Source organism: Conexibacter sp. CPCC 206217 (genome assembly GCF_030646165.1).
Classification (GTDB): domain Bacteria; phylum Actinomycetota; class Thermoleophilia; order Solirubrobacterales; family Solirubrobacteraceae; genus Conexibacter.
In genome coordinates this window covers 93,178-105,884 of sequence record NZ_JAUTDO010000002.1, presented here as the reverse complement: position 1 = coordinate 105,884, position 12,707 = coordinate 93,178, and the positions used below count along the sequence as shown (strand labels likewise).

Here is a 12,707-nt window from a genome sequence, read left to right as displayed (position 1 = left end):
CGCGGACATCGATCGTTGGCACTCTCGTGGTGAGAGTGCCAACGACCTGCCTATACTCTTCCGACGATGCCGATCTACGAGTACCGCTGCGAGAACGGGCACAACTTCGACGCGATCCAGCGCATGGCGGACGACCCGCTGACGAGATGCGAAGTCTGTGGAGCGCCCGTCCAGCGCGTCCTGCACGCGCCCGCCGTTCACTTCAAGGGCTCTGGGTTCTATAACACCGACTACGGCACGAAGAAGCGTGCCCGCGAGCTGAAGAGCGCCGGCGAGGGTTCCAGCAAGAACGGTGATGGCACCAAGAGCAGCGACAGCAAGTCGACCGACAGCAGAACGTCCACGACGTCTTCCTCGTCGTCGGACAAGAAGCCGTCCTCGGGTGACAGCAAGCCCGCGAGCAGCAGCAGATCTGCGGCGTAGCGGCGCGATCGCGCTCGCGCTCGCGCTGCTGCTGGCGATCGTGCCCGCCGCTGCTCACGCGGCGGCGGCCGAGCGCTCTCCCTCGCCCGCCGCGCGCGCGGCGGCTGACACGGCCCGCTTCACCGGCCAGGTCACCGATGCCCTGCGGATGCCGGTGCACAAGCTCGCCGCCGCTGCCGACGGGCGCGCGCTCGCCGATCTCGTCTTCGTCGACGGCGAAGCGACCGGCACGGGATACCGCACGTGCGTCAGACGGCTTGGCCGCAGCCCGCTGCGGACCTGCTTCAACGCGACCAGCGGTCCGCAGGACAGCCCGACCGTGACGCCGCTGAGATTCCAGCGCGGCACCTACGAGGTCCGGTGGCGCGTCGCCGGCGAGACCGTCGCGCGCTGGCGCTTCCGCGTCGTCTGAGCGATTCCGGTCGGCGCGCTTGCGGCTGGCGCGCGTGCGGCCGGGCCACGCGATCCCGAGGCCGCGCGCGGCGAGTTGGGCGAGCACGTTCGGATCGCTCGCCTCGAACGCGATCCGCGGCGTGAAGCCGGAGGCCGCGCAGCTCGCGTCGAGCGCCGCGCGCAAGCCGCTCCCGCGCGGCAGGCTCAGCAGCGGCTGCTCGCGCAGCTCGTCGAGTTCGATCTCGTCACGGCCGGCGAGCAGGCCGCGTTCCGCGCCCGTCTCGCCGCGCTCGCTCGTCCCAGTCGCATTTGCCGCCGCCGCGATGGCGCGCCTCGCGTGCTCCCTCCCCGCCACGCTCGCTCGCCCCGCGCGCCACCGCCGCCACCAGCGGCTCGTCCAGGATCACCAGCGTCTCGATGCCGGCGGGCGGCGGGCCGGCCTGCGCGGCGAGGACCAGGTCGAGCTGTCCGTCGAGCAGCTGCGTCAGCAGCTCGTCGGAGTTCGCCTCCGTCAGCGTCACCTCGACGGCGGGGTGGGCGCGGTGGAAGACGTCGAGCAGGTCGGCGAGGTAGCCCGCCGGACCGGACGGGACCATTCCGACGGCGACGTGCCCGCGCACGAGCCCGGCCAGCTCGTCGGCCGCCGGCCGCATGCCGGCGACGGCGCCGAGATCGGCCGACGGGACAGGTGCCCGCGCCCAGGTCCTGCGCCGCCAGCCCGACGGCAGCTGGCTGCGGATCCTCGACCGGTCGGAGTCGAGATCGCGCTGAAGCGCCCGCCGCCGGCGCGCCGCAAGCCGGCGTGGCAGCGAGCCGCTGCCGACCCGCTCAGCCGTCCATGAACTGGTCGACGGCGGCCTGCTTGTCGGCGTCGGAGACGTCGAGGCCGGAGCCGCCGTCGGGCAGCGTCTCGAAGCCGGACGGTCTCAGCACCTCGACGGGCGGCGTGCCGCCGATCGCGGCCGCGCCGAAGAAGCCCAGCAGCGTCGGGCCGCCCATGTCGGTCCGCATCGCCTTCGGCGCCGCCCACGAGACCCACGGCAGGCGGAAGAACGTCGTGGGGGAGGTGACCTTGTCCTTGATCCCGCTGAGGATGTCCTGCTGGCGTCTGGCGCGCGTGAGGTCGTCCTCGGCGGGGTTGCAGCTGTTCTTGCGCGTGCGCGCGAGCGTCAGCGCGTCCTCGCCGTTCAGGTGGTGGGTGCCCTTTCTCAGGTTCAGCGTCCAGCCGCCGTTGCGGATGCCGCCGCTGATCTCCGAGCAGACGCGCCCGGTCCTCACGTCGATCCCGCCGAGCGCGTCGATCAGCTTCGGGAAGTTCTCGAAGTCGACCTCGATCAGATGGTTGATCGGGATCCCGAGGTACTGCTCGAGCGTGTCGATCGTCAGCGCCGCGCCGCCGAACGCGTAGGCGGCGTTGACCTTCTGGCGGCCGTGGCCGGGGATGTCGACGACCGTGTCGCGCGGGATCGAGAGGCGCGCGGACTTGCCGCCGCCGACGCGCCACAGCAGGATCGTGTCCGAGCGGCTCGGCCCGCTCGTCGATGCGCCCGGCTCCTTCGTGCCCGGCGGGCGCTGGTCGGAGCCGAGGATCAGGACGTTGTTGGCCGACCAGAGCGGGTAGCCGGCGTCGGTCAGCGCTGCCTTCGCGGAGTCGGAGACCTTGCCCTTCTGGATCTGCGCGCTGACGAGGAACAGCACCAGCGACAGCGCCAGCCACGCCCCGATCGCGAGCACGACCCACTTGACGACGCGCCCGACCGTGATCGGGCGTCTGGAACGCCCGCCGCCGCGCCGCAGCCGCAGCCGCCGGCCGCCACCCCCACCGCTCCCGCCGCCACCGCTCCCGCCGCTTGCGCCGGGCCGGTCGTCGCCGACCCCCGCGTCCTCCCCGCGCAGCCGCTCGCGCAGTCCGCGCGGCTTGGCGCGGTAGACCGTGTATTCGGGCTCGTCGCCTGGCGTGGAACCGCGCGCGCCGACGCTTCCGGAGCCGTCGCCGGAGTCGCTGCGCGGGGGCTTCGCGCGTCGTGCCGGCTCGCCGTCACCGGCCCTGTAGACGCGGTAGGAAGGCTCGTCGCCGCGCCCGGGGGGATCGTCGCGGTGCTCTGCCATGGAGCGGTCTATAGTGCCGACGATGTCGGCTGAGTGCGTTATCGGCGTCGACCTCGGGGGTACGAAAGTGCTCGCCGGCGTGCTCGACGGGGACCTCAACGTCCATAACCGCGTGTACCGCGAGGTGCACGGGCTGGGTCAGCGCGAGCTGATCGAGACCGTCGTCAGAGCGGTCGAGGAAGTGCGCGCAGCCGCTGACGCCGAGATCGCCGCGGTCGGCTTCGGGATCCCCAGTCTGATCGATCAGCGCACCGGCGTCGCGACGATGGCGGTGAACCTGCCGCTGATCGACGTGCCGTTCCGCGACGTGATGGCCGAGCGGCTCGGGATGACCGTCCACGTCGACAACGACGCGAACATGGCGGCGCTCGCCGAGTTCCGCGCCGGTGCGGCGCAGGGGGTCACCGACGCGGTCGTGCTGACGCTCGGCACCGGCATCGGCGGCGGGCTGATCCTCAACGGCAAGCTCTACCGCGGCGCGATCGGCGCCGGCGCCGAGCTCGGCCACATGGTGATCGAGAGAGACGGCCCGCGCTGCCAGGGCAACTGCCCCAACCACGGCTGCCTCGAGGTGCTCGCGTCCGGCACCGCGCTCGCGCGCGAGGGCACGCGGATCGCCGGCGAGCGGCCCGACTCGCTGCTGGGCAGAGCGCTCGCCGACGGTCGCACCGTCAACGGCGCGCTCGTGACCGAGCTGGCGCACGACGGCGACCAGGCCGCGATCGACACGCTCGAGCTGATCGGCCGCAACCTCGGCGTCGGGATCGCGAACTACCTCAACATCTTCAACCCCGACGTCGTCGTGATCGGCGGCGGCGTGATCGCTGCGGGCGAGCTGCTGATGGCGCCGGCGCGTGACGAGGCGATGAGACGCGCGCTGCCGACGATGGCCAAGCACGCCAGAATCGTCGTCGCGAGCTTCGGGCCCGAGGCCGGCATGGTCGGCGCCGGCGCGCTCGCGCTCGACGAGCTGCGCCGCGAGGTGGCCTGACGTCATGGCCGGCCGCCTGATCGTCTGCCCGACGCCGATCGGCAACCTCGAGGACGTCACGCTGCGCGTCCTCTCGGCGCTGCGCGAGGCTGACCTGATCGCCTGCGAGGACACGCGCCGCACGCGCGTGCTGCTGGACCGCTACGGCGTCGCGGGCGAGCTGCTCAGCTACCACGAGCACAACGAGCGCGACCGCGCGGCAGAGCTGGTCAGACGGATGCAGGCCGGCGCCAACGTCGCGCTCGTCTCCGACGCCGGCATGCCGCTCGTCTCCGATCCAGGCTTCCTGCTGGTGCAGGCGTGCGTCGCGGCGGGGCTCGCGGTCGAGGTGCTGCCCGGTCCGAGCGCCGCGCTCGCGGCGCTGGTCGCCTCGGCGCTGCCGGCCGAGCGCTGGCGTTTCGTCGGCTTCCTGCCGCGCAAGAGAGGCGAGCTGCGCGAGTCGTTCGAGACCGACGAGACGCTCGTCGCGTTCGAGTCGCCCAACCGCCTGGCGGCGACGCTGGCGGTGCTCGCCGAGCTCGATCCGCAGCGGCCGGTCGCCGTCTGCCGCGAGCTGACGAAGCTGCACGAGGAGATCGTGCGGGGTGACGCCGCGACGCTGGCCGAGCGGTACGCTGCGCAGGCACCGCGCGGAGAGGTGGTGCTGGTCGTCGGCGCCGCGACGCCCGTCGCGCCCGAGCTGGGCCCGGCGCTGAGCGCGCTGCGCAGACTCGTGGAGGCGGGCGCGAAGCGGCGTCCGGCCGCGGCTGTCGTGTCGGAGCTGACCGGCGTGCCGGCGAACGCGCTCTACAGAGCGCTGACCGAATCCGAGTAGTCACAGGCGCCACTAACGCGCTATTGTCCGACCATCGGACGATCTCAGTCCGATGGGCCGGGCGCGAGGCCCCCCGATTGCGCGCCCACGGACCTTTTTCGGAGAATGCTCGTCACAGACGGAACACGCGCACGACGCACGGGAATCCGTGAGCTGTGGGACTCGTCGATCGGCAAGAAGATCGCCGTCGCGGTCTCCGGCGCGGTCCTCGTCGGCTATGTCGTGCTCCACATGCTCGGCAACCTCAACTCGCTCTACGGACCGGGTGGCGGCGACGCGCGCGTAGACGACTACGCGCACTGGCTGCGTACGTTCGGCGAGCCGCTGCTGCCCTACAGCTTCGTGCTGTGGGCAGTGCGCGTCCTGCTGCTGGGCGCGGTCGTCGTCCACATCACGGGCATCGCCCAGTTGCGCGCCCGCAGCCGCGCCGCCCGCGGCGGTCATCCCGCCCGCCGCATCGGGCGCAGCTTCTCCTCCGCGACGGCGATCCTGACCGGTCTGCTGCTGCTGGCCTTCATCGTCTTCCACATCCTGCAGTTCACGACGCTGACGATCGACGTCACGCCGCTGCGGGAGGGCGCCGTCTACGCGAACCTCTACAACGCCTTCCAGAAGTGGTACTTCGTGCTGCTCTACGTGCTCGCGGTCGGCTCGCTCGGCTTCCATCTCAAGCACGGCCTCTGGAGCGCGACGCAGACGCTCGGGCTCGACCGCCCGGAGCGCAACCAGGGGATCCGCCGCACGGCGACCGCGCTGTCGGTCGTCGTCGTGATCGGCTTCGCGCTCGTCCCGATCCTCTTCTGGACCGGTGCGCTCGCCTCTCCCTCGGACGTCGTCGCACAGGCCTCTGCTACACCGGTGGTGACCCGATGAGCTCGACCGTCACGCTCGACGCGAAGATCCCCGCAGGCCCGCTGCAGGACAAGTGGAACACGTGGCTGGACGCGCATGCGCTCGTCGGCCCGCGCAACCGCGGCTCGCACACGGTGATCGTCGTCGGCACCGGCCTCGCCGGCGCCTCGGCGGCCGCCTCGCTGGCCGCGCAGGGCTTCCGCGTCAAGTCGTTCTGCTTCCAGGACTCCGCCCGCCGCGCGCACTCGATCGCGGCGCAGGGCGGCATCAACGCCGCGAAGGACTACGCCAACGAGGGCGACTCGATCCGGCGCCTGTTCGTCGACACGATCAGAGGCGGCGACTTCCGCGCCCGTGAGGCGAACGTCTGGCGCCTGGCGCAGCTGTCGGCCAACATCGTCGACCAGGCCGTGGCGCAGGGCGTCCCGTTCAACCGCGAGTACGGCGGCGCGCTCGCGACCCGCTCGTTCGGCGGCGTGCTCGTGCAGCGCACCTTCTACTCGCGCGGCCAGACCGGCCAGCAGCTGCTGCTGGGCGCCTACAGCGCGCTGCAGCACCAGGTCTCCAGCGGCAACGCGAAGATATACAACCGCCACGAGATGCTCGACGTCGTGCTCGTCGACGGTGAGGCGCGCGGGATCATCGCCCGCAACCTCGTCACGGGCGAGCTGGAGCGCCACGCCGCCGACGCGGTCGTGCTCGCCTCCGGCGGCTACACGAACGTCTACTACCTGTCGACGAACGCGATGAACTCGAACGTCACGGCTGCCTGGCGCGCGCACAAGCGCGGGGCGCTGATGGCGAACCCCTGTTACACGCAGATCCACCCGACCTGCATCCCGCAGAGCGGCGAGTACCAGAGCAAGCTCACGCTGATGAGCGAGTCGCTGCGCAACGACGGCCGCGTGTGGGTCCCGCGCAGACCGAGAGACGGCCGCCCGCCGGCCCAGATCCCGGACGCCGAGCGCTACTACTTCCTCGAGGAGCGCTACCCGGCGTTCGGCAACCTCGTCCCGCGCGACGTCGCCTCGCGCGCCGCGAAGGTCGTCTGCGACGAGGGCCTCGGCGTCGGCGGCACCGGCCGCGGCGTCTACCTCGACTTCCGCGACGCGATCAACGAGAGAGGCCGCGCGACGATCGAGGGCAAGTACGGAAACCTCTTCGACATGTACAGCCGCATCACGGCCGAGAACCCGTACGAGACGCCGATGATGATCTACCCGGCGCCGCACTACGCGATGGGCGGCCTGTGGGTCGACTACGAGCTGCAGACGACGGTGCCCGGCCTGTTCGCGATCGGTGAGGCGAACTTCTCCGACCACGGCGCCAACCGGCTCGGCGCCAGCGCGATGATGCAGTGCCTCGCCGACGGCTACTTCATCGTGCCGCACACGGTCGCCAACCACATCGCCAGACGGACCGACCGGGTCGACGAGTCGCACCCCGCGTTCGACACGACGCTCGCCGACGTGCGAGAGCGGATCGGCAGACTGATGAACGTCAACGGCACGACGGCGCCGCAGGTGCTGCACCGCGAGCTGGGGCACATCATGCTCGACAAGTGCGGCATGTCGCGCACGGCCGAGGGCCTCACCGACGCGATCGAGAGAATCCACCAGCTGCGCGACCACTTCTGGAACGACGTGCGCGTCGACGGCAGAGCGGACCAGCTCAACCAGAGCCTCGAGCTGGCCGGCCGCGTCGCGGACTTCATCGAGCTGGGCGAGGTCATGTGCCTCGACGCGCTGCGCCGCGAGGAGTCGGCCGGCGGCCACTTCCGCGAAGAGCACCAGACCGGCGACGGCGAGGCGCTGCGCGACGACGAGAACCACGCGACGGTCACCGCGTGGGAGTACGGCGGTGAGGGCGGCATGCCGGTCGCGCACGAGGAGCAGCTCACGTTCGACAACGTCAAGCTCGCGACCCGGAGCTACAAGTGAACTTCAAGCTCGAGATCTGGCGCCAGGACTACCCCGGCGACACGGGTCGCTACGAGACGATCGAGGCGACCGGCATCGACGCCGAGGCGTCGTTCCTGGAGATGCTCGATCAGGTCAACGAGACCGCGATCGCACGCGGCGGCAACGCCGTCGCGTTCGACAGCGACTGCCGCGAGGGCATCTGCGGCGCCTGCTCGCTGACGATCGACGGGCTGCCGCACGGCCCGCAGCAGGTCACCACCTGCCAGACGTACATGCGCGACTTCAGAGACGGCCAGACGATCCGCGTCGAGCCGTTCCGCAACAACGCCTTCCCGGTCATGAGAGACCTCGTGACCGACCGCAGCGCGCTCGACCGCATCATCGAGGCCGGCGGCTTCATCTCGACGACGACCGGCCCGCAGCCGGAGCCGAACGCGATGCCGGTCAGCCCCGAGACGCAGAAGACGGCGATGGACGCCGCGATCTGCATCGGCTGCGGCGCCTGCGTCGCCGCCTGCCCCAACGGCGCGGCGATGCTGTTCACGGGTGCGAAGGTGACGCACCTGAACGTGCTGCCGCAGGGCCAGGCCGAGCGCGGCGAGCGCGTGCGCTCGATGGTCCACCAGATGGACAACGAGGGCTTCGGCGGCTGCACGAACTTCGGCGAGTGCTCGCTCGCCTGCCCGCAGGAGATCTCGATCGACGTGATCGGCATGCTCAACCGCGAGTACCGCAGAGCGGTGCGCGACGAGAAGAAGGCGAACAAGAAGATGGTCGCGCAGTAGCGCCGAACGCGGCGCATCGCGACCTCGGCACGCCGGCCGCTACTGTTCTCGGCCGCGTGCCTTACTACGTCACAACTCCGATCTACTACGTCAACGCGCAGCCCCACCTCGGGCACGCGTACACGACGATCGCCGCCGACATCCTCGCGCGGCACATGCGTCAGCGCGGTGAGGACGTCTTCTTCCTCACCGGCACCGACGAGCACGGCGAGCCGGTCGCGCTCGCCGCCGAGGCGCAGGGCATCAGCCCGAAGGAGCTGGCGGATCGCAACGCCGCTCGCTTCGAGGCGATGATGCCGCGGCTCAACGTCACCAACGACTTCTTCATCCGCACCTCCGACCCGCGTCACATCAGACGCGTGCAGGAGGTGATGCAGAGAATCCACGACAACGGGCACACCTACCTCGGCACGTACGAGGGCTGGTACTGCCCGCGCTGCGCGGACTTCAAGAACGAGAACGAGATCGCGGAGGGCAACACCTGCCCGATCCACCACATCCCGCTGCTGCGTGAGAGAGAGGAGAACTGGTTCTTCAGACTCTCCACCTTCCAGGAGCCGCTGGAGCGTCTCTACGCGGAGCGGCCGGACTGGGTCGCGCCCGAGGCGCGTCGCAACGAGGCGCTCTCGTTCATCAACTCGGGCCTGCGCGACCTGTCGCTGTCACGCGGCAAGTTCACCTGGGGCGTTCCGGTCACGTGGGATCCGGCGCACGTCTTCTACGTCTGGTTCGACGCGCTGCTGAACTACTACACGGCGCTCTCGTTCGCACGTGAGGGCGAGGACCTCACCGACACGTTCTGGCCGGCGAACTTCCACCTCATCGGCAAGGACATCCTCAAGTTCCACGCCGTCTACTGGCCGGCGATGCTGATGGCGGCCGGGATCGAGCTGCCGCGCCACGAGATCGTCCACGGCTACCTGCTGCTGGACGGCGAGAAGATGTCGAAGTCGCTCGGCAACGTGCTCGACCCGTTCGACGTGATCGACAGATTCGGCACCGACGCGCTGCGCTACTACTGCTTCCGCGAGGTCTCCTTCGGGCAGGACGGCTCGGTCTCGACGACCGGCTTCGAGCAGCGCTACGAGTCCGAGCTGGCCAACGACTACGGCAACCTCGCCAGCCGCACGATCGCGATGGTCAACCGCTATCGCGAGGGGCTCGTGCCCGCGGTCGCGACCGACGCCGCGCTGGCGGCCGAGTTCGACGGCCTGCCGGAGACGGTCGCGGCGCTGCTGGACAGAGCGGAGCCGAGCCAGGCGCTGGAGGAGATCTGGCAGCGGGTGCGGCGGCTCAACAGATACGTCGAGGAGCGCGCGCCGTGGAAGCTCGCGAGAGATCCCGAGGCGGCGGACAGGCTCGACGAGACGCTCGCCTCGCTGATCGAGGGCGTGCGCGTCGTGACGGTGCTGCTGCACCCGTACATCCCGGAGAGCGTCGAGAAGCTGCTGAGCGCGCTCGACCGCCCGTCGCTCGACTACGCCGGCGCCGGGTTCGCCGCGCAGGGGTGGGGCACGCGAGTGTCCGCGATCGAGCCGCTGTTCCCGAAGACGAGATAGCGGCGCCGCGGCGATGATCGACAGCCACACCCACATCACCTCCTGCGGCGATCCCGAGGCCGAGCTGGTCGCGCAGGCGGAGGCCGCGGGTGTGCGGCGGATGCTCACGATCGGCACCGATTCCGACTCCTGCCGCGCCGCGCTGCAGGTCGCCGAGGACTTCCCGCAGGTGTTCGTCGGGATCGGCCGCCACCCCAACTCGGCGACCGGCTTCGACGACGCCGACCTCGCCGAGCTGTGCGCGCTGGCGGCGCATCCGAAGTGCCGCGCGATCGGCGAGACGGGCCTCGACTTCTACCGCGACAACGCCCCCGAGGCGGACCAGCGGCGCGCCTTCAGCGCGCAGATCGTGCTCGCGCGCGAGACCGGCAAGCCGCTCGTGATCCACACCCGCTCCGCGGACCAGCAGACGCTCGACCTGCTCGCCGCCGAGGCCGACGGCGTCAGAGTGATCCTGCACTGCTTCTCGATGCCGGACCGCGTCGACGAGTGCGTCGAGCGCGGCTACTGGATCTCGTTCGCCGGCAACGTCACCTACCCGGCCAACGCCGAGCTGCGCGCCGCCGCGGTGCGCGTCCCGGCCGACCATCTGCTGGTCGAGACCGACGCGCCCTACCTCAGCCCTCAGCCGCTGCGCAAGCAGCGCAACGTGCCCGCCAACGTCGCGCTGACGGCGCAGCTGGTGGCGCTGGAGCGACGCGTGCCGTACGCCGAGCTGGAGGCGCAGGTAGAGGCCAACGCCGCCGCGCTGTTCGGCTGGTCGTGAAACGCTGCGGCCGGAGGCCTTGCGTTGCACTGGAAGAACTCGCCCGGGGGCTCGTTCTTCCGGGGCGGAGGTGATGTCGTGAACGAGCCCGTCCAGCCGTCGCTGCGCCGCATGCGCGCGTTCGGGATCCGGCCCAACCGCGAGCTGGGCCAGAACTTCCTGATCGACTCCAACATCCTCGACGTGATCGCGCGCGCCGCGGAGCTGGCGCCCCAGGACGTCGTGCTGGAGATCGGCGGCGGCCTCGGCGTCCTGTCGGAGCACCTCGCCGAGCGCACCGCGCACGTGCACGTGGTCGAGATCGACCGCGGGCTCCAGGAGCCGCTGCGCGACGCGCTCGACCCGTTCGGCACGCGCACGACGCTGCACATGGGCGACGCGATGACGCTCGACCTCGCAGCGCTGGACCCGCAGCCGACGAAGGTCGTCGCGAACCTGCCGTACGGGATCGCGGCCGGCGCGATCCTGCGCACGCTGGAGGAGCTGCCGCACGCGACCGGCTGGGTCGCGATGGTGCAGAAGGAGGTCGGCGAGCGGCTCGCCGCCAAGGCCGCCAGCGACGCCTACGGGATCCCCTCGGTGATCGCCCAACTGGCCGCCGACGTGCGCGTCGTGCGCCCGGTCTCGCGACGCGTCTTCTTCCCGGTCCCGAACGTCGACTCCGTCCTCGTCGGGCTCAGACGCACCGGCCCCGCCGCCCCGAGAGCGCTGCGCACGTTCGTGCAGGCTGCCTTCGCGCACCGCCGCAAGACGCTCGCGAAGTCGGTCGGGATCGCCGGCGCCGGCTCCCCGGACCGGGTTCGGGACACGCTGGAGGCGCTCGGCCACCCGCGCGACGTGCGCGCCGAGCGGTTGTCGCCGACGCAGCTGCGGGAGCTGTGGGAGACGCTGCAGGCGTGAGCGCGACGCTGCGGGCACTCGCTCCGGGAAAGACGAACCTCGGACTCTTCCTCGGTCCCACGCGTGAGGACGGGTTGCACGAGCTCGTCTCGTTGATCGAGCCGCTCTCCCTGGCGGACGAGCTGAGCTTGGAGGAGATCGACTCCGACGTCGACGAGGTCGTCTGTCCCGGTGTCGAGGGACCGAATCTGGCCGCTGTCGCGCTGGCGCGGTATCGGGCGGCGAGCGGGTGGGACGGCCCGGCGCAGCGACTGACGATCGTCAAGCGCGTGCCGGTCGCGGCGGGTATGGGAGGCGGTTCCGGTGATGCCGCGGCGGCGCTGCGGCTTGTCGCGCAGGCCGCGGGGCGACCGCACGACCTCCTGATCGAGCAGCTCGCCCCCGGACTCGGCGCGGACGTTCCGAGCCAGCTCCAGCCGGGGCCGGTGCTCGTCTACGGCGCCGGCGAGCACGTCGAGCGCGTTGCGCCCCCATCGCCGCACGGACTGCTCGTGATCCCCTCACAGGAACGCCTGTCGACGCCGGAGGTCTTCCGTGAGGCGGACCGCCTCGGCCTCGGCCGCTCCCTCGAGGAGCTGCTGGAGCTGCGCGAGCGGTTGCGAGAGGGGCTGTCGCCCGACCTGCTCGTCAACGACCTCGAACCCGCCGCTCGCTCGCTCTGCGCGTCGATCGACGCTGCGCTGGCCGCCGCACGCGCGGCTGGCGCGGACCATGCGTTCGTCAGCGGCTCGGGCCCGACCGTGATCGGACTGTTCTGGGGAGCGCGTGGGGAGGAGGCCGCGGCGCGCGCCGCCGACACGCTGCGCGAGCGCTTCCCGGGAGCCGTCGCCGCACGCCCGGTCGGGCACGAGTTCGCGGCCGTCGGCCCGGTGCGGAACAATGGGGCCAGTCATGAGCAATGACGCGATCGTCCAGCTCGTCGCCATCGGCGCGGGCGCCATCGGCCTCATCGCCTTCGTGGCGCTCGTCACCGTGCCCGTCGCGTCTGCCTACGACCGCGTCTGGGAGCGGCTCGTCGCGAGCCTGCTGTCGCTGTGGGTGCTGGCCGCGCTGTGCGGCATCGGCGCACTCGTCGGCGCGGCCGTCATCTACTACTGGCCGCGGCTCTTCTGAGCCGCGTCTGGCGCGGCCGCGCCCGCCCGTCGAGCGCGACCGCGGGCGGTCGCCGGCGCCGCGCGCGGCGCACGTGAGCG

At 71.3% G+C, this 12,707-nt stretch carries 14 protein-coding genes and 2 pseudogenes; 13 read left to right on the top strand and 3 right to left on the bottom strand.

The window, feature by feature from the left end; translation table 11 throughout:
* Positions 1–66: 66 nt before the first annotated feature.
* Positions 67–423, top strand: a complete 357-nt coding sequence (locus Q7L65_RS05295) for an FmdB family zinc ribbon protein (RefSeq protein WP_304719253.1) — start codon at positions 67–69, stop codon at positions 421–423.
* Complete coding sequence (locus tag Q7L65_RS05290; protein WP_304719252.1) at positions 383–835, top strand: hypothetical protein; 453 nt, start codon at positions 383–385, stop codon at positions 833–835. The genes Q7L65_RS05295 and Q7L65_RS05290 overlap by 41 nt, the downstream gene beginning before the upstream one ends.
* Positions 836–919: 84 nt before the next feature.
* Here Q7L65_RS05290 and Q7L65_RS27690 read toward each other — a convergent pair.
* Both Q7L65_RS27690 and Q7L65_RS05285 read right to left on the bottom strand, forming a co-directional pair.
* Positions 920–1,171: pseudogene (locus tag Q7L65_RS27690) on the bottom strand (LysR substrate-binding domain-containing protein); the annotation flags it as partial.
* A complete protein-coding gene (locus Q7L65_RS05285; protein ID WP_304719251.1) occupies positions 1,062–1,469 on the bottom strand; it encodes a LysR substrate-binding domain-containing protein in 408 nt (135 codons plus the stop codon). The gene Q7L65_RS05285 and the pseudogene Q7L65_RS27690, both read right to left, overlap by 110 nt.
* 25 nt (positions 1,470–1,494) lie before the next feature.
* Between Q7L65_RS05285 and Q7L65_RS27685 the strand changes: the two are divergent.
* A pseudogene (locus Q7L65_RS27685) lies at positions 1,495–1,587 on the top strand (DUF4440 domain-containing protein); the annotation flags it as partial.
* Between the two features lie 57 nt (positions 1,588–1,644).
* On the opposite strand, the gene Q7L65_RS05280 reads toward Q7L65_RS27685, so the two are convergent.
* A complete protein-coding gene (locus tag Q7L65_RS05280; protein WP_304719250.1) occupies positions 1,645–2,925 on the bottom strand; it encodes an LCP family protein in 1,281 nt (426 codons plus the stop codon).
* Between the two features lie 22 nt (positions 2,926–2,947).
* Here Q7L65_RS05280 and Q7L65_RS05275 point away from each other — a divergent pair, with 22 nt between their 5' ends.
* From Q7L65_RS05275 to Q7L65_RS05230, 10 genes are all read left to right on the top strand, one after another.
* On the top strand, positions 2,948–3,916 hold the full coding sequence (locus Q7L65_RS05275) for an ROK family protein (RefSeq protein ID WP_304719249.1): 969 nt from the start codon (positions 2,948–2,950) through the stop codon (positions 3,914–3,916).
* Between the two features lie 4 nt (positions 3,917–3,920).
* Positions 3,921–4,730: a 16S rRNA (cytidine(1402)-2'-O)-methyltransferase gene (gene rsmI, locus Q7L65_RS05270; protein WP_304719248.1), complete on the top strand. Its 810-nt coding sequence runs from the start codon at positions 3,921–3,923 to the stop codon at positions 4,728–4,730.
* 105 nt (positions 4,731–4,835) lie between these two features.
* The gene (locus Q7L65_RS05265) at positions 4,836–5,603 is read left to right on the top strand and encodes a succinate dehydrogenase cytochrome b subunit (protein ID WP_304719247.1); all 768 of its coding nucleotides are present in this window, start codon (positions 4,836–4,838) and stop codon (positions 5,601–5,603) included.
* A complete protein-coding gene (locus Q7L65_RS05260; RefSeq protein ID WP_304719246.1) occupies positions 5,600–7,522 on the top strand; it encodes a fumarate reductase/succinate dehydrogenase flavoprotein subunit in 1,923 nt (640 codons plus the stop codon). Before Q7L65_RS05265 ends, Q7L65_RS05260 begins: the two co-directional genes overlap by 4 nt.
* Entirely contained in the window at positions 7,519–8,289 is a 771-nt protein-coding gene (locus Q7L65_RS05255; protein WP_304719245.1) for a succinate dehydrogenase/fumarate reductase iron-sulfur subunit, read from the top strand. The genes Q7L65_RS05260 and Q7L65_RS05255 overlap by 4 nt, the downstream gene beginning before the upstream one ends.
* A gap of 56 nt (positions 8,290–8,345) precedes the next feature.
* Positions 8,346–9,848, top strand: a complete 1,503-nt coding sequence (metG, locus tag Q7L65_RS05250) for a methionine--tRNA ligase (protein WP_304719244.1) — start codon at positions 8,346–8,348, stop codon at positions 9,846–9,848.
* A 13-nt stretch (positions 9,849–9,861) separates the two neighbouring features.
* The gene (locus tag Q7L65_RS05245; RefSeq protein WP_304719243.1) at positions 9,862–10,614 is read left to right on the top strand and encodes a TatD family hydrolase; all 753 of its coding nucleotides are present in this window, start codon (positions 9,862–9,864) and stop codon (positions 10,612–10,614) included.
* A gap of 78 nt (positions 10,615–10,692) precedes the next feature.
* Positions 10,693–11,514, top strand: coding sequence for a 16S rRNA (adenine(1518)-N(6)/adenine(1519)-N(6))-dimethyltransferase RsmA (rsmA, locus tag Q7L65_RS05240; protein WP_304719242.1), 822 nt, complete (start codon positions 10,693–10,695; stop codon positions 11,512–11,514).
* Complete coding sequence (locus Q7L65_RS05235; protein WP_304719241.1) at positions 11,511–12,416, top strand: 4-(cytidine 5'-diphospho)-2-C-methyl-D-erythritol kinase; 906 nt, start codon at positions 11,511–11,513, stop codon at positions 12,414–12,416. The genes rsmA and Q7L65_RS05235 overlap by 4 nt, the downstream gene beginning before the upstream one ends.
* A complete protein-coding gene (locus tag Q7L65_RS05230) occupies positions 12,406–12,627 on the top strand; it encodes a hypothetical protein (RefSeq protein ID WP_304719240.1) in 222 nt (73 codons plus the stop codon). The genes Q7L65_RS05235 and Q7L65_RS05230 overlap by 11 nt, the downstream gene beginning before the upstream one ends.
* The last annotated feature ends 80 nt before the right edge of the window (positions 12,628–12,707 follow it).

Bases quoted from the DNA above. Each gene is read 5' to 3' on its own strand.
- Q7L65_RS05295 (WP_304719253.1), top strand. From the start codon at position 67: ATGCCGATCTACGAGTACCGCTGCGAGAACGGGCACAACTTCGACGCG.
- Q7L65_RS05285 (WP_304719251.1), bottom strand. From the start codon at position 1,469: ATGCGGCCGGCGGCCGACGAGCTGGCCGGGCTCGTGCGCGGGCACGTC.
- Q7L65_RS05280 (WP_304719250.1), bottom strand. From the start codon at position 2,925: ATGGCAGAGCACCGCGACGATCCCCCCGGGCGCGGCGACGAGCCTTCC.
- Q7L65_RS05275 (WP_304719249.1), top strand. From the start codon at position 2,948: ATGTCGGCTGAGTGCGTTATCGGCGTCGACCTCGGGGGTACGAAAGTG.
- rsmI (WP_304719248.1), top strand. From the start codon at position 3,921: ATGGCCGGCCGCCTGATCGTCTGCCCGACGCCGATCGGCAACCTCGAG.
- Q7L65_RS05265 (WP_304719247.1), top strand. From the start codon at position 4,836: ATGCTCGTCACAGACGGAACACGCGCACGACGCACGGGAATCCGTGAG.
- Q7L65_RS05260 (WP_304719246.1), top strand. From the start codon at position 5,600: ATGAGCTCGACCGTCACGCTCGACGCGAAGATCCCCGCAGGCCCGCTG.
- Q7L65_RS05245 (WP_304719243.1), top strand. From the start codon at position 9,862: ATGATCGACAGCCACACCCACATCACCTCCTGCGGCGATCCCGAGGCC.
- Q7L65_RS05230 (WP_304719240.1), top strand. From the start codon at position 12,406: ATGAGCAATGACGCGATCGTCCAGCTCGTCGCCATCGGCGCGGGCGCC.